This is a genomic window from Paracandidimonas lactea (assembly GCF_021653995.1).
Lineage (GTDB): Bacteria > Pseudomonadota > Gammaproteobacteria > Burkholderiales > Burkholderiaceae_B > Allopusillimonas > Allopusillimonas lactea.
The window spans coordinates 145,678-163,233 of the sequence record NZ_JAJJOZ010000003.1; the positions used below are offsets into that span (position 1 = coordinate 145,678).

A 17,556-nucleotide genomic window follows, 5' to 3' on the forward strand; every position below is an offset into this window, starting at 1 on the left:
GGGCCTGCGGTCCGGTGTGCTCTTCGAGAGGCGTAGACGCACGGAAATCAGGCATACTTTAATAGTTGGAGTCATCCCTGTATCCGTTCCGTCCATGCAAAACCTGCCATACCGACTAAAAGCCCTGCGTAGACAGCACCAGCTCTCGCTTGACCAACTGGCACAGCGCAGTGGCTTAACCAAGAGCTATCTTTCCAAGCTGGAGCGTGGTATCAGCGAACCCTCCATTTCAACGGTTCTCAAACTTGTGGAGGCCTACGGTATCGGTATCGCCGAGCTTATGGGCACGGGCGAGGAAGGCAGCAATAACATATGTGTCGTTCGCAGCCACGAACGTACGCCCCTTGATCGCCATGGGTCGAAAGCAGGCTATCGTTATGAGGCGGTCGCCGGCAAACGTCTCGTCAAATCGATGAACCCGTTCATCGTCCATCCCCCGCGTGAAAACCAGGCTGCTCCAGACTCCTTCCCTCACTCGGGGGAAGAGTTCATGCTGATCCTGAAAGGAAGCGTGTCGATCTCGATCGGTGGCGAGCAGTTCGACCTTGCAAAGGGCGATTCCATCTACTTTGATGCCGAGCTTCCACACCAGCTCCGCACCACCAGCAAAGGTGACGCGGAAGTGCTTGTTGTTACAACGCGAGAAGACAATCCGTATATACGAAGCGCTGAATAATAAAATGAGCACACAACGAGCGCTTAGCGGGGGGGGCCTAACACGCACGCTCAAGTGCGAGCGCAACCGGTCGCAGGTGCGTCATAAATTTCGCTTGCAGGGTGTTTGCGATAAGGGGGTAGCGACTCATCTCTTACTCTCCGTGTCCCAAGTAAAGTCGCGCCATATCCTCATCATTTAGTAATTTCTCGGCTTTCCCCTGCAGCACCACTCTCCCGCCATCAAGAATATAGCCGTAATCGCTGAACGCGAGAGCGTGGCGGGCTCGTTGCTCGACCATCAGGACGGATACGCCGAGATCAGGTAATGCGCGCACGCGAGCGAATACTTGCTCCACAAGCGTAGGTGATAGGGCTGCAGAGGGTTCATCAAGCAGTAGCAAGCTAGGAGACGATATCAATGCTCTTGCGAACGCGAGTTGCTGTCTTTCTCCACCCGAGAGATAACCGGCGGGTACCCGTGCGCGAGCTTTGAGTGCGGGGAAAAGATCGAACATTCGCGCAATACTTTGAGATGAGTTATCGACATGCTCGATAACTTGAAGATTCTCAAGTACGGTCAGCGACCCGAAGACGTTGTGTACTTGTGGTACGTAGCCTATGCCTCGCAGCAGGCGCTTTTCCGCAGGCTCCTGCAAAATATTCTGGCCGTTGACAATGACCTCACCCCGGGTGCGAGGCAAAAGTCCCATGATGGCTCGGATTAACGATGACTTACCTGCGCCATTGGTTCCGGCAATCGTGACGATCTGTTTTTCTTTTACGTGCAGGTCTATGGCTTTGATAATATCAATTTCACCATACCCGGCAAATAGATCTCTTACTGTAAGCCTGTCGCTCATACTACTCCGCCCATGTATGCCATGCGCACAGACTCGTCCTCCAGCAGCGTGTTGGGGTTGCCATGTGCTAGTATTTGCCCGCGATCCATTACATACATATCCGATACCAGACGCGAAAGTGCGTGAAGGTTGTGTTCGATGATCAGTATGGATATGCCGCGGGTATTCAGATCCGTGATTCTTTCCGCAAGTTCCTGGATAAGAACGGGGTTGACGCCCGCGAAGGGTTCATCCAATAGAATGCATGTGGGCTCTAGCATCAGCAAGCGGCCTAACTCCAGTAGCTTCTTCTGCCCACCAGATAGGCGGCCTGCATTCTCCCCCGCGACTTTAGACAGGTTCAGGAACTGTAGTATGCCTTCGGCGCGTTCGCGTAGCGTCTCTTCATGATGCCGTACAAGTCGGGGGCGAAAAAACACGTCAAGCAAATTTTCGCCGGGCTGATTTTTTCCTGCCGCCAGAATGTTTTCAAGCACGCTGAGGTGGGAGAACTCGCGGGGCACCTGGAATGTGCGCACCAGGCCGCGGTGAGCGCGGGTGTAATCAGGAGCGGCATGCACGTCTTCATCGTTGAACATGACCTTCCCCGAGTCGGGTCTGATCAGGCCACAGATCACGGAGAACAGTGTGCTTTTGCCTGCGCCATTCGTACCGATCAATCCGGTAAGTCCGCCACGCTTCAGAGAGAGGGAAACACCGTCCAGCACCTTGATGCCGCCAAATGAGACGTGTATGTCTTGAGTTGAAAGAATGGTCATGATTTGGCCTTTCGCTGGGTAAAGTCACCGAACATGCCATGCGGCCGGTAGATCATGAAGAAAATTAGCGCAATGCCGATGATCCACAGTCGGGCGCTTGCCATCTGATATTCAGCAATACCCGGAAGAAAGTCCCGGATGAAGCGGGAGCCTTCGAGAAATACCATCAGCAATACAGTGCCTACGACCATTCCGCCCAGCCGTCCGGCGCCACCCATGATAACGACTATCCATACGTAGAAAGTTACCAAGGGCAGAAACTGCTCAGGTACGATGAAGGTCAGATAATGCGCGTAGAAGAAGCCCGCGATACCGGCTAGCCCCGCACCCAGCATGAGCGATCGCAGCTTGTAGCTGGATGGGTTTTTGCCAAGTGCTCGCACCGCAATCTCATTGTCTCGTATAGATGCAATGATCCGGCCAAATGGGCTGGTGACAATACGATAAATCATGAATAGCGCCAGGGCGTTGACGGCAAACAAGGCCATCATGATCCAGAAGTCCGCGGACTCATTGGCTGCTGTATTGGCAAATAGCCTGGGTATCCCCGGGATGCCGTGCACGCCCCGCGTGAGCCAGCTTTCCTCCTGAAGCAGCATACGCAGCGATTCGGAGAATCCCAGGGTAACGATGGCGAGATAATCGTCTCGCAGTCGTAATGCGACCAGACCGATGGGATAGGCACACAATGCCGCTGCCGTGGCTGCACATACAAGACAGATAATCAACGGCACGCCTTGGAGAGATAGCAGAGCGGATGTATAAGCACCGATCGCGAAAAAGCCTACGTGTCCAAAGTTGATGAGGCCGGTGAATCCATATTGAAGATTGAGTCCAGATGCCAGCAGCAGGTAAATAAGCGTGATTATGGATATGGCAATAAAGTAATCAAGCATGTCAGCGCTCCACGCTGATTTTTCCGAACAGACCCCTGGGCCTGATCAGAAGCAGAACGAGTACGACGAAGAATGACAAAGGCAGGCGATAAGAGGGGCTGAACAAAGCAGTTGCAAGTTCCATCGCTACACCGAAGGCGCACATCCCAATGACGGCGCCGATCGGGCTGCCGATACCCCCGACAATTACACCGGCGAAAATGGGCATGAGCAGTTCCCACCCAAGCTCGGGAATCACGACCGCTTTGGCTCCCATAAGCACTCCACCCAACCCCGCAAACGCGCCAGAGATTGCCCACAGGACGCACATCACTTTTCGTCGACTGATGCCACTTACTCGCGCCAGCTCAGGGTTGTCGGCTACAGATCGCATATGGCGCCCTATTGACGTGCGGTGCAGGATAAAGAACGCCACACCAAGGCAGATCAATGCAACAGCGACCAAGGCTAAATCAGTGGGGAGGATCACGAAGCCATTGAAGTTCCATGCTCGCATCAGTGGCAGATCAAGGGAGTACTGGTTGTAGCCTAGAAAAAAGGTAATTGTGCTGCGGGCGGCAAATGCCACTCCAATTGAGGCAACAAGGTTCGAAACGGGAGATCGGCCTTCGAGCTTGCTGAAAACAACGAGATAGAACAGAACAGCTAGCAGGGCGCTTGCAAGCGTTGCGAACGCCGCGCCGGCCACGAGTGATGCGCCCAAAGACAGCTTCAAGGCTAGTGCGGTGTAGGCGCCGACTGTCATCATGTCGCCAGTTGCTGCATTCGGAAACCGGGCGACACCGAATATGAGTGTCACTGCAATGGCGGGAAGCGACAGCAGGCAACCGAGGACCAGGCCGTTCCATATCGCATTGGCTAAGGTCACAAGTTCCAACGCGTTCCCCTTCTTAGCTGCCGCTGGTGTTCTGATAATGGATCGTGTCTTTTCGGACAAGCTGACCATTCTCTATTTCATAGACACCGAAGTCTGGTACGGTGAAGCCTTCGTCGCTCATTTCGACGCTGGACGATACGCCTTCATAATTGATTTTCTTGCCTTCCCGCAGCAGCTTGGCTCCTTCTTCGAAAGTAGAAACTTTGACGCCCGGGGCATTCGTGACTTGCTTGATGGCTGCGTTTATTTCTTTGTTGCTTGCACCAGGTCCCGCTGCCTCGATAGCCAATGCCAGACTGATGATTTCATCATAGACTTCGGCCGAATAGATGTGCGGCTCGACGCCCTTATTCGCTTTCTTGTAGGCTTCGTTGAAGCGGTCATAGGCGGAGCCACTGGCGGGCACGTTTTGAACCGACAATATACCGTTCGTTACGGTGGGGCCGAGCGCTTTGATCAGATCCGGGGAGGCTGACCATCCCGGCATGATGAATTTCGCATCCTGGCCAGACTGATACCACTCGCGCAGGATAATCGTGGCGTCGGGCGTATAGCTCGCCAGGACGATGACGTCGGGCTTGGTGGAGAGCACGCGTTGCAGCTCGGTGCGATAGCTCGTCTGGTTAGGCTCATAAACGACTTCAGCGACAAGTTTGTTGCCGGCCTTTTCCCATGCATTCTTGAAGTATTCAGCTTGTCCAAGTGCCGATGCGTTGTTATATGACAGTGTCGCGGCGCGTTTGAAGCCATACTTGAGTGCGGTTTGCGCGAATGTCCAGCCGAAGACGGTGTTTGGCGATTGGAACCCCCAAGCCAGCCCCGCCTTGTTGGCGCGCATGATTTCGGGAGCGCCGGAACTGTGCATCTGGATAATGTTCGCGGCGCTTGCAATGGGCATGACTGCCAGGGTAACCGACGACGCCCACATGCCGGCAATGGCATCGACCTTGTTAACTTCAATCAGCTTCTTGGCTGCCAAGACTGCGGCGTCTGCCTTGGTTTGCGAATCTTCGGCAAATAATTTCAATGTACGGCCACCAGCGCCGCCGTGGCGATTGACGTCCTCTATTGCAAGCTTGATGCCGGCAAACATGCCTGCACCGTAAGGCCCACCTGCGCCAGTGATCGGATTGAGCGCGCCAATTCTGTACTCAGAGGGTGATTGCGCTATTGCGTTGGAATAGGCCCCCGCTGTCGCTAGCGTAATTGCGGCTGTTGCCGCCAGGCGCGCATAGCGGGCCGATAGGTGCTTAAGCACTAGTTTTTTCATATGTCTCCTCCGTGCAGGGTTAGCAGCGGTGACGCCGATGATTGGTACCACTGCCAATGCGGCCATTTTTTATGGCTGTTCGGATTCTACATATTTTTTTATAAAAAAGAAATATATTTACAACTATTAAAAAAATACTAATAATGAGGCATAGTCAAGATTGATGTGGCTGTAAGTATATGGCGTTATGTACAGAAAAGCGCTAGGGGAGTCATATGTCAGATATAGGTGTATTGCCCGATGGCATCGCACTGCACGAAGTTGCGCCGGGAATTCTCGCTGTGGTGTTTGATCGCGTGGCCAAGCGAAATGCCTTTTCGCTGAACATGTGGCGCGGCTTGGGACGTGTGTGCAAAGCGCTCGCGGGGCGCAGCAGTATGCGCGCGGTGCTGGTGTATGGGCAGGGTGGGCACTTCTGCGCAGGCGCGGATATAAGTGAATTTTCGACGTTGCGGGCGACTCCGGAGCAGGCGCTGCAGTATCAGGCGACCGTGGAACAGGCTATACAGGCGTTGCTTGATTTACCTGTTCCTACAATCGCTGCCATTGGTGGTGTTTGTGTGGGTGGCGGCGTCGATGTGGCGCTGGCTTGCGATATACGTATTGCGCAACGGGACGCTAGGTTTGCCGTGACGCCGAGTCGGATAGGGTTGGTTTATAGCGCCTGGGAAGCCAGGCTACTAGCCGATGCGGTGGGTCATGCATGGGCCAAGCGTATTCTTTTCACAGGCGAGATCTTGTCCAGCGACATGGCGTTGCGCATTGGCTTGGTAGATGAACTAGTCGAGTCCGATGCCTATTCGTCGGCGCTGGCACTGGCGGAGGCGACTGCGCGGAATGCACCAATGTCTGTAAGGGGGGCCAAACTCGCTCTGAGGGCTGCTCAGTGTCAGTCCACCGCGGTTGATGTCGAGCGCATGTCATATGCCGCCTTGCATAGTGATGACTACAAGGAGGGTGTTTGTGCATTTATGGAGAAGCGTTCACCCAACTTCGTGGGATGCTGATATGAGCCAAGAGCGCTGTTCAACGGTGTTTATAACGGGGGCCCAAGGGATGATAGGCCGTGCATGTGCAGATGCGCTGCACGGTCGGGGATGCCGCGTGGTGGCGACGGATATCAATCCGACGTCAGAGCCGCTCCCTTATGCCTTCGAGCGCGTTGATGTACGTGACCGGAACGCATTGTCCTCACTTATGGACCATTATCGGCCTGATGGTGTGATCCACGCTGGCGGATACTCGGGGCCGATGCAAAGTGTGGATGATCCGTTGGCGCTGGTCGATGTGAACGTCGGCGGGTTGGCTAATCTGGTCGATTGCGCAAGGCGAATGAACGTCACGCGGTTCGTATGGTTCTCATCGATACTCGCGTATGGCGACCAGTCTGATTGTGCGATGGTTCCGCCCAGCCAACGCCTCCGTCCCAATACCCTTTATGGTGCCACCAAAGCCGCCGGGGAGTGTCTGCTGGACACATACGCTGCGCTGTATGGAATTAGTGCCATTGCGTTGCGGCCCACCGGTGTGTATGGGCCTGGGCGTACCACCAGATGTTTAGTTCGAACGTTGCTTACCCACGGATTAGCGGGGACCGCGCTCACACTGAATCCGGCACCTGTATTCACTCGCCAATTTGTTCATGTCGACGATGTGGTAACGGCAGCAGTCGCGGCGCTGGGTCTGCCGCTGAGGCCCGGGCTTCGCTCTTATAACGTGGCCGATGGGCATGGCTGGACTACGCAAGAGGTGGTAGCTTATGCGCAGCGACTTCTTCCGTCGTTGCGTGTCGAGTACGACGATAGGGTAGAGCCGATCGGCGGTTTCAGAATGGGTGTGCTGGATGTCCGTAGCACCCGCAAAGATCTGGATTGGGCGCCACGCATTGGCTTGGATGCCGGCATGGCGAGTTACCTCGAGTATTTACGTCAAAAGGAATGTACGGCATGACAGATTTCGTCGATCTGCTGCGTTTCGATGGTAAGCACATTGTGATAACGGGCGGTGCAAATGGTATTGGTGCGAAGGCAGCCGAGCTATTTGTCCGGCAGGGTGGTAGGGTGACGATCTGCGATGTGGAAGCCGAGGCCGCCGCCGAGATGGCAGCGCGAATCGGTGCGCATGCGCTGGTCTATGACCAGGCCGATCCGGAGTCAGTAGAGTACCTGGTTGAACGGCTAGGTGATGTCGATGTGCTGGTGAACAACGCAGGTGTGTTGTTGGCGAAGCCTTTGTTGGATTGCGTACCGCGTGATGCCGCCAGGATCTTTGGGGTCGATGCGCTGGGGGCGCTTGGGCTATCTATGTTGGTCGGCAAGAAAATGGTAGCTCGCCGTACAGGTGTGATCCTCAATGTCTCTTCACAAACAGCATTATCTGGAGGTGAAGGGCGTGCATTATATGCGTCCGCAAAGGCCGCAATGATCCAGTTCACGCGATCAGCCGCAGCTGAATGGGGGCCAGCTGGCGTGCGAGTAGTTGGTATCGCCCCGGGCAGGTGTTATACGCGCATGACAGCCGAGACCGCCAAGCAAGGTGGTCCGGGGCGTGGAATCGAACGGGTTCCCCTTCGTCGCTGGGGGCAGCCCGAGGAGCCTGCCTACGCCATGGTTTTCCTGGCTTCCGAGGCGGCTTCCTATATCACGGGCACGACGCTCTTGGTGGATGGGGGCTACGTGATCGGTTGATGACGTCGGGCTTGAACCATTTTTCTTATTCATATGGCATACATGAAAACTATTACGACATCTGATCAAGTTCGACTCGCTGTGACCGAGCACGGTTCGGGCGACGCTATTGTGTTCGTCCATGAGTTTGCAGGCGACATGCGAAGCTGGCATCTGCAGATACGCCATTTTGCGCGCCGCTACCGTTGTGTGGCGTTCAACGCGCGTGGGTATTCGCCCTCTGACACGCCTGATGATGTTGATCTGTATTCGCAAAGCCGGGCAAGAGACGATATTCGCGATGTCATGAATGCCCTGGGCATTGAGCGAGCCCATGTTGTGGGACTGTCTATGGGAGCCTTCGCGACGTTGCATTTTGGCTTGGAGTATCCCGAACGGGCGGTTTCACTGTTACTGGCTGGATGTGGATATGGTGCCGAGCCCGCGCGCCGCGCCGCGTTCCAGAAAGATGCGCAGACGCTCGCACAGACGCTGGAGGCGCAGGGCATGAAAGCCATTGCACCGCAGTATGCTCGCGGCCCTGCCCGCGTTCAGTTTGAAGGTAGTGATCCGCTCGGATTTGCTGAGTTTGAGCAGGCATTGGCGACGCATTCGACGATAGGCTCTGCTCGGACAATGGCTGGTGTCCAGGCGATGCGACCGTCATTGTGGGATATGACCGATCGGCTTCGTGCATTGACTGTGCCGGTATTGATCGTGAACGGCGATGAAGATCAAGGATGCCTGACACCGGGTTTGTTCATGAAGGAACATATCGCTTCATGCGGCATGGCTACGTTGCCCTGCACAGGCCATACGCCGAACCTGGAAGAGCCAGCACTGTTCAACATGCTTGCGGAGGATCTCTTCCATCGCAGCGAGCTGGGCAAATGGCCTATGCGTGATCCACGCTCCATGAGTGGATCTGCATTGGGAGACATAGCGCCGCGTTGAGGCCGCGCCTCATTCTTTCAGCATAGAGCGAGGAAGGTTGATCAGGAAGTTGGTGAGACCGCGTGCGCCGTGCGCCAAACTAATATGATGCATCATCATTTCATATGCTCGTTGCGAGTCTCTGTTTTGGATGGCATTGACGATATCGCCGTGCTGTTCAAAAGACTGCCGCGTGCGTCCAAGAGAACCGAAGGCGCGTCGCAAGTAGGCGCCGGTTCTTGCTCTCAATTGCAGAATTTCCTGGCGCAGATACGGGTTGCGGCAACCGCTATACAGAATTTCGTGAAATGCCTCGTTGGCAACGTGCCAATCATCGGCATCAGCTTCGCTGGCTATTTTCTCGGATTCTTGATGTACGCGTACCAGATCGGCAACTTCTTCGTTGCTCATGCGTTCGCAAGCCAGCCGCACGCAGATGCCTTCCAATTCGGCCAGCAGTTCCCACATGGCAAGGAGCTGTTGAACATCCATCTTGGCAACGACCATGCCCTGCCTGGGCTGGCTGACCAACATGCCTTGAGCTTCCAGTTGCAGCAGGGCTTCCCGTACTGGCGTGCGGGAAACCTTGAGCTTTTTGGCGATTAGGGTTTCGTCGATGACATCGCCGGGGAGCAGGTTTCCGCTGCGAATATCGTCTTCGATGGAACGGCGAATGGTTTCACTGATTTTCATGTGCTAATTATATTGTATGGAACTAAAAATATATCTGTTTGGTGTCATATGAACACAGCTAAACGAGGAGGAGACAATGAGCTGGAAAAGCTTGCGTGTGCTGTGCACCAGGTATTGGAACTGCAGGGAATCACTGTGAGCGTTGAGGAGACAAGACTGGTGGCTAAGCTTCTGGAACGCTTGAATCCTGATGCTGCAGAGTTGTGCCCGGCGGGCAGCCGGTAATGGGGACAATGTGATGGATTCGGTATTGTCCTTGCGACGTCGGATTCTGGCCGGGGATATCACCGTTGATCAAGCCAGTACGGCGCAGTACGCCATAGTGCGTGCTGACTCAGCGCGGCAGTGGGGCTGTCTAACGCACGTTTTTGAGCAACAAGATAGTGTGGACCACCGTCTGCCCTTGGCCGGAGTAGGCTTGGCGCATAAAGATATCTTTGCTATGCGGGGGCGGTTGCCGCTGTGCGGAACACCGCAGGCGCAAGCGCTTGAGCGAAGGGGTAGTCCTGTCATCGCAGCGCTCGAGCGTGCTGGCGCGATGACGCTGGCGGCACTTGCGCTGGCGGAGTTCGCCGCAGGGGTAACGGGAGAAAATCCGCACCTGGCTAGACCAGTCAACCCTATCGACCCGAGAGCCGCCGTTGGCGGATCCTCAAGTGGTTCTGCGGTAGGAGTTGCCGCAGGACTGTGCTACGGATCCGTGGGAACGGATACCGCCGGCTCCGTACGCATTCCCGCGGCCAGTTGCGGTATTGTCGGATTGAAGCCCACGCATGGGGCATTGTCGACGTCGGGCTGTTTCCCCTTGGCGCCTACGTTGGACACCGTGGGAGTGCTGGCGCGTTCGACACTCGACGCAGCCTATATCTATGCTTGTTCGCTAACTGATCATCGGCGAGAGAAGGCGCTTCCGCGATATGACATACCCCGCTCGATCAAAGATATTGATGCGTGGCCTGCACACATTGCACAGCAGATGCCTGCGAGGGAACGAATCGCCTTTGCATTTGAGCATGCATATCCACTGTTTGATCCCGCGCCAACACAGCGCAAAGTTCTGTTAGATTTTGCGCATACATATGCTGCGCACGCGTTGCCAACTCTTCCTGGATTGCAAACGTTGATCCGAAGCGCCAGTACGGTATTGCATACGGAATCAGCCGTTGTTCATGCCCGTGCGCTATGCGGTGCAGCGCCTGGTTTGACCCCCATAACTCGGGCCGTAGCCCTGCCCGGGGCGGCTATACCTGCAGCCTGGTACAGGGCGGCGCTTGCGAACCAAGAACAATTGCGCGCGAACTTTCTTGAAAACGTGTTGCATGACCACGATATCCTGCTGACGCCGGTATTGCCGCACGGCGTGCCAGATTGGGACATGGTGTGTACAAACTCGCCACACTACCGTTCAAGTGCATTGTCCGCTTTGTTTAGTTGGACTTCCTTTGTCAATTACCTTGGCTTGCCAGCTATTGTCTTCCCCATCGGGAAAGATGAAAAAGGGCGGCCAATCAGTATCCAGGCCATTGGTCGCCCTTGGGCCGACGCCACACTTATTGCATTCGCTTGTAACGCGCGGTGTGCGGATCTGCATGCTCCGAATAACGGCATGCCTGTAACAGGCGCCAATTCTCCCAATCTATTCACTGTATAAAAACTATGCCCGCTATTCATGCTTCCCGTGCCTTGCAGCCCTTCAGGGTTCTTGATCTTTCTCGTGTCCGCGCCGGCCCGACATGCGTGCGCATATTGGCCGACTTCGGCGCGGATGTTATTCGTGTAGAACCTCCTCAGGGGATTGATCCGAACGAGGCGATGTTCGCTGCCGATCGTACGGGTGGAGACTTCCAGAATCTCAATCGCAACAAGCGGTCAATGACGTTGAATCTAAAAAAAGCCGATGGCTTGCAGATCTTCCGCAAGATGGTGCGGGACGCCGATGTAATTGTTGAGAACTGGCGGCCCGACGTCAAAGACAGATTCGGGCTGGACTATGAGTCATTACGTTCGATAAACCCGCGCATTATCCTGGCAAGCATTTCTGGCTTCGGGCAGACGGGGCCTTATGCTAAGCGACCGGGATTTGATCAGATCATTCAAGGTATGGGCGGGTTGATGTCGGTTACCGGCCTGCCGGGCCAGGGTCCGGTTCGCGCGGGGCTCGCAGTCGCAGACTCCAGTTCTGGGCTGTATGCTGCCGTTGGCATACTCACCGCGCTGCTTGAGCGTGAGCGTTCGGGTGTGGGGCAATGGGTTCAAGTTTCCCTTCTACATGCGCAGATAGCGATGATGGATTTTCAGATGGCTCGCTATCTGAATGACGGTGACACGCCGGTACAGGTGGGTAATGACCATCCGACGAGCTGCCCGATGGGACTTTTCCATGCCTCGGATGGCCCAATTAACCTGGGCGCGGCCGGCGAAGGAAACTGGGTGCGTCTATGCACTGCATTGGGAAAGCCGGAATGGCTCGACGAGCCGACCTTTCAGACTGAGAAACTAAGGGTGGCCAATCGTAGTAGCGTCAATGCAAAGATACAGGAAATTTTCGCGGGCAATACTATGGAGCACTGGGTATCGCTGCTGAATAGCGCTGGTGTGCCGGCGGGCCCTGTATATACCGTTCCGCAAGTATTTGATGATCCGCAGGTGCGTCACTTGGACGTAACTGCGAGCCATGTGGCGGAAGACGGAACACCGTGTGTTTTCGTAAAACAGCCCGTTGTGCTGAGCCGCACTCCAGCGGAAGTGCGTGAGCCCGCACCGGGTTGGGGTACCCATACCGATGAGATACTTCAGGCGCTAGGCTACTCCGAACCCGAGATCTCCGGTTTGCATGACGCGGGTGTCGTATAACGGTCGGGGTGCGGGGGCAGATGCCGCGCCATAGCCCGCGTTGACGGTGGAATATTGCGCTACTGAATGATTGAGCGTTATGGCGGGTGTGGCATGCACCCCATATTCTTCGAAGGTGCTTTCGATGAGTTTTGTATAGGGAAGGCTGGCTCGGTGTGCGACCAGGGGTATCTGATCGAAGACGACTGTCGCATGACCCTCAGCAACGTATCACGTGTACACTCCGTACCGTGGGGTGTAGACGGTGGCGGTGCCGGTACTGGAAGTTCGGTTGATCTGTATCGTGATGGCGTTCGTCTTCCAGACGGCCATCGCGAGTTCACTAGGGGGTGACGTTATCGAAATCGTTACGCCCGGCGGTGGAGGCTACGGTACGCCCGAGGCCCGCATTACGGCCGAGATCGACCAGGACATCCAGGAACGCGTAATCACCCGGGCTCAGGCGGAACTGGCTTACGGCAGGGTGATAGTGTGAAACCGGCCTCCAGAATGGCCGCCAGATTCAGGTGTTAAACACTGCGAATGGCGAGGCAGAAACGGTCGGCCAGGCGGTTACTGTACCGATCCGAGCGCGGGCTCACCTTATTGCCAGAGCCTGTATCGCTCTTATCAGCTCATCAACATTTGTTGCCGGATTGATGCTACCGATGGTTGCGCCTTGTCTTCGCAGGCGTTCTGCATGGATAAACGCATTGGCCAGTTTTTCCTTCAGCTTGCCGTAAACCCCTTTCTGCCCTTTACCGTATTTCTCAAACCCTGGCATGGTTCTCAAGACTGAAACGACCTGGTCACCAACTGACTTTCTTCCAGCAGCATGGAACGGCTGATCAGAGTAGCGAAAATGCAGCAACAGCCAAACCTCAAAACAAGGTGTTGAGGTGATCGCCGCAAATGGTTTTCCGGCAGCAGCTAAATCCTTGACGCGCGTCACAGCACCGTCGAAGGTGCTGTGACGATCCCGATCAAACATGCAATACACTTGGTCAAAGACATCACCGGTGAGCGCATCTTCGTCATATAGCGACAGTGCATGCGCTACCACGCGATCAGGTGATGCGCCATCATTGGGGGCAACGCGAACCAACTGTGGGCGGATACGCAAGTCGTGCAGCAATTCTCGCAGGTATTGAGGCTCTGTTTTCGTCCCTTCGCAGACGATCAGGTATCGTTTGCTTCGCTCACGTTCGCGCTTCCTACGCTGCAACGCAGTGCTGGTACGCGCCTTGCGTTTGCGAAACAGATCGTCATGCCCCATAAAAGTCCAAGTCTTTCAAGAACGGAATACCGCCGTAACGCCCGTTCAGGTAGCCGCGTTCAATAGCTTCATTGTCGCGCGGGCTGAAGTCGGATAGCGGGTACAGACGAGAGGCACTGTTTTCGTCTTTTTCCATAAACCACACTTGGTCTCGGCGTAGCAGTTTTTGACTGAGTAGTGTTGTGTCGTGCGTCGTGAAAATTAGTTGCGCCTGCGTGCCTTCGTGATGCAGCCGCTTTACCAAGTGGTGCACTAGCAATGGGTGCAGGCTGGTGTCCAGTTCATCGACAACTAAAACCCGTTCGTTTTCGAGCACGTCCATCCAAGGGCCTGCAAACGCAAACAACGCGCGAGTGCCGTCAGACTCTTCTGTCTCGTCAAACTCCACTGTTTCTTGCGTGTTTACATCCTTATGGAAAAAGCGTGGCTCGACCAGTTTCTTGTCGGCCATATTTTTGACAAACTCATCTCGAATAGAGGCGGGCATGTCTTTGGGAAGAAGCTCTGCGGAAAAGACTGTTTCCTTCACCCGAATGTCGGTGATCGACAAATCAGCTGAATTCATGAATGCAACAATACGAGACCGGTCTGCCTCATCGGCACAGCGCCGCAGGGTGTAGCCGGCATTAAACCCACTCACGGAACGAAGCACCCGCAATCGCGACTTAAACCAGTCAAATGCCGGTTTGAGTTGTTCGTTGTTTAGCTGAATCGCGGTTGAAAAGAAAAGCGCATTTGAGCGTGTTTGCGTAGCCCAGGTATGGCGTTGGCGCCCACCATGGAACGATGTGGTGAACTTGTAGACATCTTTTCCGGCCTTAACGTCAAAGACACGGTGAAACCATTTTTGTGCGCGCCCCAGTGGGTAGGCAATGAGCCATTCTTCCGTAAAACGTTTACGGTTGCAGGTGAAGCCGTATTCGTAGCGCACCCCTTGTTCGACAAAGGTGACTTCAAACTCACTATCCGCCTCCCGTGACGCTGCCGTCAGCTTGAATGGCACTACGTCGATCTCGTCGCCGGCCTGGCTTTCCTTCTGGGAAGTAAGCACTTGGCCTTCCACAAATTGCAGTGCTTGAATCAGCGTACTTTTGCCAGAGGCATTGGGGCCATACAACGCAGTGGAGCGAAGCAAGCGGGGTAAGCCGACGTGCTGATCGGGGACAAAAGTATTGAGGGTTTCCAGTTCTTTGAAATAGGTGGACGCGACCATACTGAGCGTCTGACGCTCCAGAATAGATCGGTAATTGGCGACTGAAAACTCGATTAGCATTGATAAATTTTACGTCAAGATATAGTTTTTGCACAAGATACGCAAAAAATATTCTGTAATCTACTATTTATGCTTGCCGTGATGTGGGGCATGAGTTATCAGCCGCTCCTGTGGGAAGCGCACCCCACAACCACAACACAAGGAACACCTCCCAATGCGGCGGATATCGCCTATTACACAGAGGCAGCGCTATTAAGTTGCTTCGCACCAGCATCAAAAGCATGGCCGCGAGCACGCCTGAGTCGTGTCATCGACTAAAATCCGATATTTGATCAATTATCGACGTCTCATGATGCGACCAGGGGAGGGCAAGCGCATGAATGCAGTTCAGAGTGGTTTGCCGCCGCCCACTACTAAGACAGAGTATGTGTATCAGGTGCTGCATGCCGAGATCATGGCTGGCGGATTGCAGCCTGGTCAACGCTTGCGGCTTGCGGAGATCGCGGCGCGCTATACAACCAGCGAGATGCCTGTGCGCGAGGCGTTGCGGCGCCTGCAGGCGGACGGGTTGGTGAAGTTCGAAACGCACCGGGGGGCGACGGTGACCGCTGTGCCGCTGGCGCGGGTGGTCGAGATTATCGCAACACGGACGTTCCTGGAGGTGCTGGCTATTTCCGAGGCGATGCAGCATCACACGCCGGCGAGCCTTCAAAAGGCTGAGCGGATCAATAAACAGCTCAGCAAAGCGACGGATTCAAAGCGGGCGAGTGAATTGAATCGTGAGTTTCATGTGCAGCTCTATACGCCTTGCCGTAACGCCTTCCTGAAGCAGGAAATCGATGCGCTGTGGGACAAGGTATGGAGCACGCAACAGCGTTCTGTGTTTGAGCGCTCGTCGGTTCGCATGCCTGCTGCGGTCGAAGAGCATGCGCAGATTTTGGCTGCGCTCCGCTCAGGTTCCATCGAGCAAGTTCGCCATGCACTACTTATCCATAGGCAGCACACCATGGACAGTTGGGAGAAGCAGATAGCGGAAAGCCAGCTCCCGATGTTGGCGGAGCCTGATGCGGGTTGAATGAGTTGGGCGGGGAGCAGGCGTGCGTGTCGGCCTGCGTCTCCCGTGTTTGTGGCGGTTATGGCTGTTTACGAAGGCTCAGGCCGGAAGCTGGGTGTCATGGTCGATCAGTGCCCCTCTTTCGCGCATGCCAGTAATCACGTCCCCGCCGAAGCCCAACTGCTGCAGGATATCGACGGTATGCTCGCCAAAGTAGGGTGCGCGAGCGCGTACGCCACCCGGGGTTTCGGATAGGTGGATGGGCGTGTTTGCCACGATCGAGGGCTGGCTGGCTCCCGGGTGTTCCACTTCTGCCAGCATGCCTCGTGCGTGCACATGCGGGTCTGCGAAGATGTCTGTGACCGTATGCACGGGCCCAAACGGTACTTTTCCTCCCAGCAGTGTGGCCAATTCTGATTTCGTATATTGGCGCGTCCATGTTTGCACGATGTCATTGACGAAGGATGCGTGCCGGGCGCGCGAAACCTTGAGTTTGGTTCGTTCATCGTCCACGAGTTCTGGGCGGCCCATAGCCTGGGCCAAGGTTGCCCAGAATCCATCGTTAGGGCAGGCAATGGTGACCCATCCATCCGCTGCTTCGTAAAGCCCAAAGGGGCTGAAGAAGGGGTGGGCGCTACCTTCGGGCTGCGGCTCAATACCGGCGAAAGAATGCTGGTAAACAATACGTTCGCAAAGCGCAAGGACGGCGTCATACATCGCTACATCGACGAACTGGCCCTTTCCTGTTCGTTGCGCGCGATGCAGTGCGCAGAGGATGCCGACGGTGGTGAGGGTCCCGGGGAAAATGTCTCCGACCCCGGGACCGATTTTCACGTGTTGGCCAGGCCCCGGCCCGGTGATGCCGATGATCCCGCCCATTGCTTGTGCGACGACGTCATAGGCGGGCCAAAACTCATACGGGCTGGCGCCGGAGCGTGCGTCACCGAATCCGCGAATGGCGGCATAGACGAGCTTGGGGTTGATCGCGCGTAGGTCTTCATACCCCAGTCCGAGACGTTCCATGACGCCTGATCGGTAGTTTTCCACCAGTATGTCAGCGGTCGCGACGAGCTTGCGTAGTACGTCTCGCGCCTGCTCGTCCTTGAGGTTGAGCACAATGCTTTTCTTGTTGCGATTGACGCTTTGGAAGTAGCCGCCAAATCTGTGGTCGGGGTCGTCGGTGCGATAGGGGCCATGGCCGCGGCTCGTGTCGCCATCCAAGGATTCGACTTTGATTACTTCGGCCCCTTGATCGCCAAGCAGCATTGTGCAGTATGGGCCCGACAGCATTCTTGTTAAGTCGATCACCCGTACACCGGCAAGCGCGCCTTCGCCTTCATGTGCGTTTGTTGAAGGTGGTTGCGGCGGTGCCTCAGTGTGCGTCATGCCGGGTAGATCTTTCATGCTTGGTGCTCCTCTTGAAGGTGATGCGTGCGGGTGCGGGATGATGCGCGGAGGGCGCGCCATTCATGCCGCACGAGCTTTGATGTGATTGGAAAACGATGGATCTTTGATTGTCTGTAGATGTTTGATATTTGATCAAATATATTATATGCTAGCAAGCATAAGAG

General features: G+C 55.3%; 18 protein-coding genes. 9 read left to right on the forward strand and 9 right to left on the reverse strand.

All coding sequences use genetic code 11. The features are described 5' to 3' along the window. Positions 1-94 precede the first annotated feature (94 nt). On the forward strand, positions 95-676 hold the full coding sequence (locus LOL23_RS07535) for a helix-turn-helix domain-containing protein (protein ID WP_160980066.1): 582 nt from the start codon (positions 95-97) through the stop codon (positions 674-676). A gap of 133 nt (positions 677-809) precedes the next feature. Here the strand turns inward: LOL23_RS07535 and LOL23_RS07540 are convergent, their stop codons facing one another. Genes LOL23_RS07540 through LOL23_RS07560 form a run of 5 tightly spaced genes read right to left on the reverse strand, consistent with a single transcriptional unit; the run spans position 810 to position 5,384 of the window. After that, positions 810-1,517 (reverse strand): ABC transporter ATP-binding protein, encoded by a 708-nt coding sequence (locus LOL23_RS07540; protein ID WP_160980092.1) that lies wholly within the window; start codon positions 1,515-1,517, stop codon positions 810-812. Then, positions 1,514-2,275 carry an ABC transporter ATP-binding protein gene (locus LOL23_RS07545; protein ID WP_237173412.1) on the reverse strand — a complete coding sequence of 254 codons (762 nt, stop codon included), beginning with the start codon at positions 2,273-2,275 and terminating at the stop codon, positions 1,514-1,516. The genes LOL23_RS07540 and LOL23_RS07545 overlap by 4 nt, the downstream gene beginning before the upstream one ends. Then, positions 2,272-3,171 (reverse strand): branched-chain amino acid ABC transporter permease, encoded by a 900-nt coding sequence (locus tag LOL23_RS07550; protein WP_160980096.1) that lies wholly within the window; start codon positions 3,169-3,171, stop codon positions 2,272-2,274. The genes LOL23_RS07545 and LOL23_RS07550 overlap by 4 nt, the downstream gene beginning before the upstream one ends. A gap of 1 nt (position 3,172) precedes the next feature. Beyond that, positions 3,173-4,039, reverse strand: a complete 867-nt coding sequence (locus LOL23_RS07555) for a branched-chain amino acid ABC transporter permease (protein ID WP_237173492.1) — start codon at positions 4,037-4,039, stop codon at positions 3,173-3,175. 22 nt (positions 4,040-4,061) lie between these two features. Next, positions 4,062-5,384, reverse strand: a complete 1,323-nt coding sequence (locus tag LOL23_RS07560) for an ABC transporter substrate-binding protein (RefSeq protein WP_237173413.1) — start codon at positions 5,382-5,384, stop codon at positions 4,062-4,064. A 149-nt stretch (positions 5,385-5,533) separates the two neighbouring features. Here LOL23_RS07560 and LOL23_RS07565 point away from each other — a divergent pair, with 149 nt between their 5' ends. The 4 genes from LOL23_RS07565 to LOL23_RS07580 are packed head-to-tail and all read left to right on the forward strand — an operon-like array spanning position 5,534 to position 8,938. After that, a complete protein-coding gene (locus LOL23_RS07565) occupies positions 5,534-6,325 on the forward strand; it encodes an enoyl-CoA hydratase-related protein (protein ID WP_160980100.1) in 792 nt (263 codons plus the stop codon). A 1-nt stretch (position 6,326) separates the two neighbouring features. Next, positions 6,327-7,268, forward strand: a complete 942-nt coding sequence (locus LOL23_RS07570) for an NAD-dependent epimerase/dehydratase family protein (RefSeq protein WP_160980102.1) — start codon at positions 6,327-6,329, stop codon at positions 7,266-7,268. Continuing rightward, on the forward strand, positions 7,265-8,005 hold the full coding sequence (locus LOL23_RS07575) for an SDR family NAD(P)-dependent oxidoreductase (protein ID WP_160980104.1): 741 nt from the start codon (positions 7,265-7,267) through the stop codon (positions 8,003-8,005). Before LOL23_RS07570 ends, LOL23_RS07575 begins: the two co-directional genes overlap by 4 nt. Before the next feature lie 42 nt (positions 8,006-8,047). Continuing rightward, positions 8,048-8,938: an alpha/beta fold hydrolase gene (locus tag LOL23_RS07580; protein WP_160980106.1), complete on the forward strand. Its 891-nt coding sequence runs from the start codon at positions 8,048-8,050 to the stop codon at positions 8,936-8,938. 9 nt (positions 8,939-8,947) lie between these two features. Here the strand turns inward: LOL23_RS07580 and LOL23_RS07585 are convergent, their stop codons facing one another. After that, positions 8,948-9,610 (reverse strand): GntR family transcriptional regulator, encoded by a 663-nt coding sequence (locus LOL23_RS07585; protein ID WP_160980108.1) that lies wholly within the window; start codon positions 9,608-9,610, stop codon positions 8,948-8,950. A gap of 238 nt (positions 9,611-9,848) precedes the next feature. Here LOL23_RS07585 and LOL23_RS07590 point away from each other — a divergent pair, with 238 nt between their 5' ends. From LOL23_RS07590 to LOL23_RS07600, 3 genes are all read left to right on the forward strand, one after another. Next, positions 9,849-11,261: an amidase family protein gene (locus LOL23_RS07590; protein ID WP_160980110.1), complete on the forward strand. Its 1,413-nt coding sequence runs from the start codon at positions 9,849-9,851 to the stop codon at positions 11,259-11,261. Between the two features lie 5 nt (positions 11,262-11,266). Next, on the forward strand, positions 11,267-12,463 hold the full coding sequence (locus LOL23_RS07595; protein ID WP_160980112.1) for a CaiB/BaiF CoA transferase family protein: 1,197 nt from the start codon (positions 11,267-11,269) through the stop codon (positions 12,461-12,463). A gap of 283 nt (positions 12,464-12,746) precedes the next feature. Next, a complete protein-coding gene (locus tag LOL23_RS07600; protein WP_160980114.1) occupies positions 12,747-12,938 on the forward strand; it encodes a hypothetical protein in 192 nt (63 codons plus the stop codon). Positions 12,939-13,040: 102 nt separating this feature from the next. On the opposite strand, the gene LOL23_RS07605 is transcribed toward LOL23_RS07600, so the two are convergent. After that, a complete protein-coding gene (locus LOL23_RS07605; protein ID WP_160980116.1) occupies positions 13,041-13,718 on the reverse strand; it encodes an RloB family protein in 678 nt (225 codons plus the stop codon). Further along, positions 13,708-14,991 carry an AAA family ATPase gene (locus LOL23_RS07610; protein ID WP_160980118.1) on the reverse strand — a complete coding sequence of 428 codons (1,284 nt, stop codon included), beginning with the start codon at positions 14,989-14,991 and terminating at the stop codon, positions 13,708-13,710. Before LOL23_RS07610 ends, LOL23_RS07605 begins: the two co-directional genes overlap by 11 nt. A gap of 316 nt (positions 14,992-15,307) precedes the next feature. Between LOL23_RS07610 and LOL23_RS07615 the strand changes: the two genes are divergently transcribed. Next, positions 15,308-16,006 (forward strand): GntR family transcriptional regulator, encoded by a 699-nt coding sequence (locus LOL23_RS07615; RefSeq protein ID WP_160980120.1) that lies wholly within the window; start codon positions 15,308-15,310, stop codon positions 16,004-16,006. 78 nt (positions 16,007-16,084) lie between these two features. On the opposite strand, the gene LOL23_RS07620 is transcribed toward LOL23_RS07615, so the two are convergent. Next, positions 16,085-17,389: a CaiB/BaiF CoA transferase family protein gene (locus tag LOL23_RS07620; RefSeq protein ID WP_369414102.1), complete on the reverse strand. Its 1,305-nt coding sequence runs from the start codon at positions 17,387-17,389 to the stop codon at positions 16,085-16,087. Positions 17,390-17,556: the final 167 nt, after the last annotated feature.

Bases quoted from the DNA above. Each gene is read 5' to 3' on its own strand.
- LOL23_RS07535 (WP_160980066.1), top strand. From the start codon at position 95: ATGCAAAACCTGCCATACCGACTAAAAGCCCTGCGTAGACAGCACCAG.
- LOL23_RS07540 (WP_160980092.1), bottom strand. From the start codon at position 1,517: ATGAGCGACAGGCTTACAGTAAGAGATCTATTTGCCGGGTATGGTGAA.
- LOL23_RS07545 (WP_237173412.1), bottom strand. From the start codon at position 2,275: ATGACCATTCTTTCAACTCAAGACATACACGTCTCATTTGGCGGCATC.
- LOL23_RS07550 (WP_160980096.1), bottom strand. From the start codon at position 3,171: ATGCTTGATTACTTTATTGCCATATCCATAATCACGCTTATTTACCTG.
- LOL23_RS07560 (WP_237173413.1), bottom strand. From the start codon at position 5,384: ATGGCCGCATTGGCAGTGGTACCAATCATCGGCGTCACCGCTGCTAAC.
- LOL23_RS07565 (WP_160980100.1), top strand. From the start codon at position 5,534: ATGTCAGATATAGGTGTATTGCCCGATGGCATCGCACTGCACGAAGTT.
- LOL23_RS07570 (WP_160980102.1), top strand. From the start codon at position 6,327: ATGAGCCAAGAGCGCTGTTCAACGGTGTTTATAACGGGGGCCCAAGGG.
- LOL23_RS07575 (WP_160980104.1), top strand. From the start codon at position 7,265: ATGACAGATTTCGTCGATCTGCTGCGTTTCGATGGTAAGCACATTGTG.
- LOL23_RS07580 (WP_160980106.1), top strand. From the start codon at position 8,048: ATGAAAACTATTACGACATCTGATCAAGTTCGACTCGCTGTGACCGAG.
- LOL23_RS07585 (WP_160980108.1), bottom strand. From the start codon at position 9,610: ATGAAAATCAGTGAAACCATTCGCCGTTCCATCGAAGACGATATTCGC.
- LOL23_RS07590 (WP_160980110.1), top strand. From the start codon at position 9,849: ATGGATTCGGTATTGTCCTTGCGACGTCGGATTCTGGCCGGGGATATC.
- LOL23_RS07595 (WP_160980112.1), top strand. From the start codon at position 11,267: ATGCCCGCTATTCATGCTTCCCGTGCCTTGCAGCCCTTCAGGGTTCTT.
- LOL23_RS07605 (WP_160980116.1), bottom strand. From the start codon at position 13,718: ATGGGGCATGACGATCTGTTTCGCAAACGCAAGGCGCGTACCAGCACT.
- LOL23_RS07610 (WP_160980118.1), bottom strand. From the start codon at position 14,991: ATGCTAATCGAGTTTTCAGTCGCCAATTACCGATCTATTCTGGAGCGT.
- LOL23_RS07615 (WP_160980120.1), top strand. From the start codon at position 15,308: ATGAATGCAGTTCAGAGTGGTTTGCCGCCGCCCACTACTAAGACAGAG.
- LOL23_RS07620 (WP_369414102.1), bottom strand. From the start codon at position 17,389: ATGAAAGATCTACCCGGCATGACGCACACTGAGGCACCGCCGCAACCA.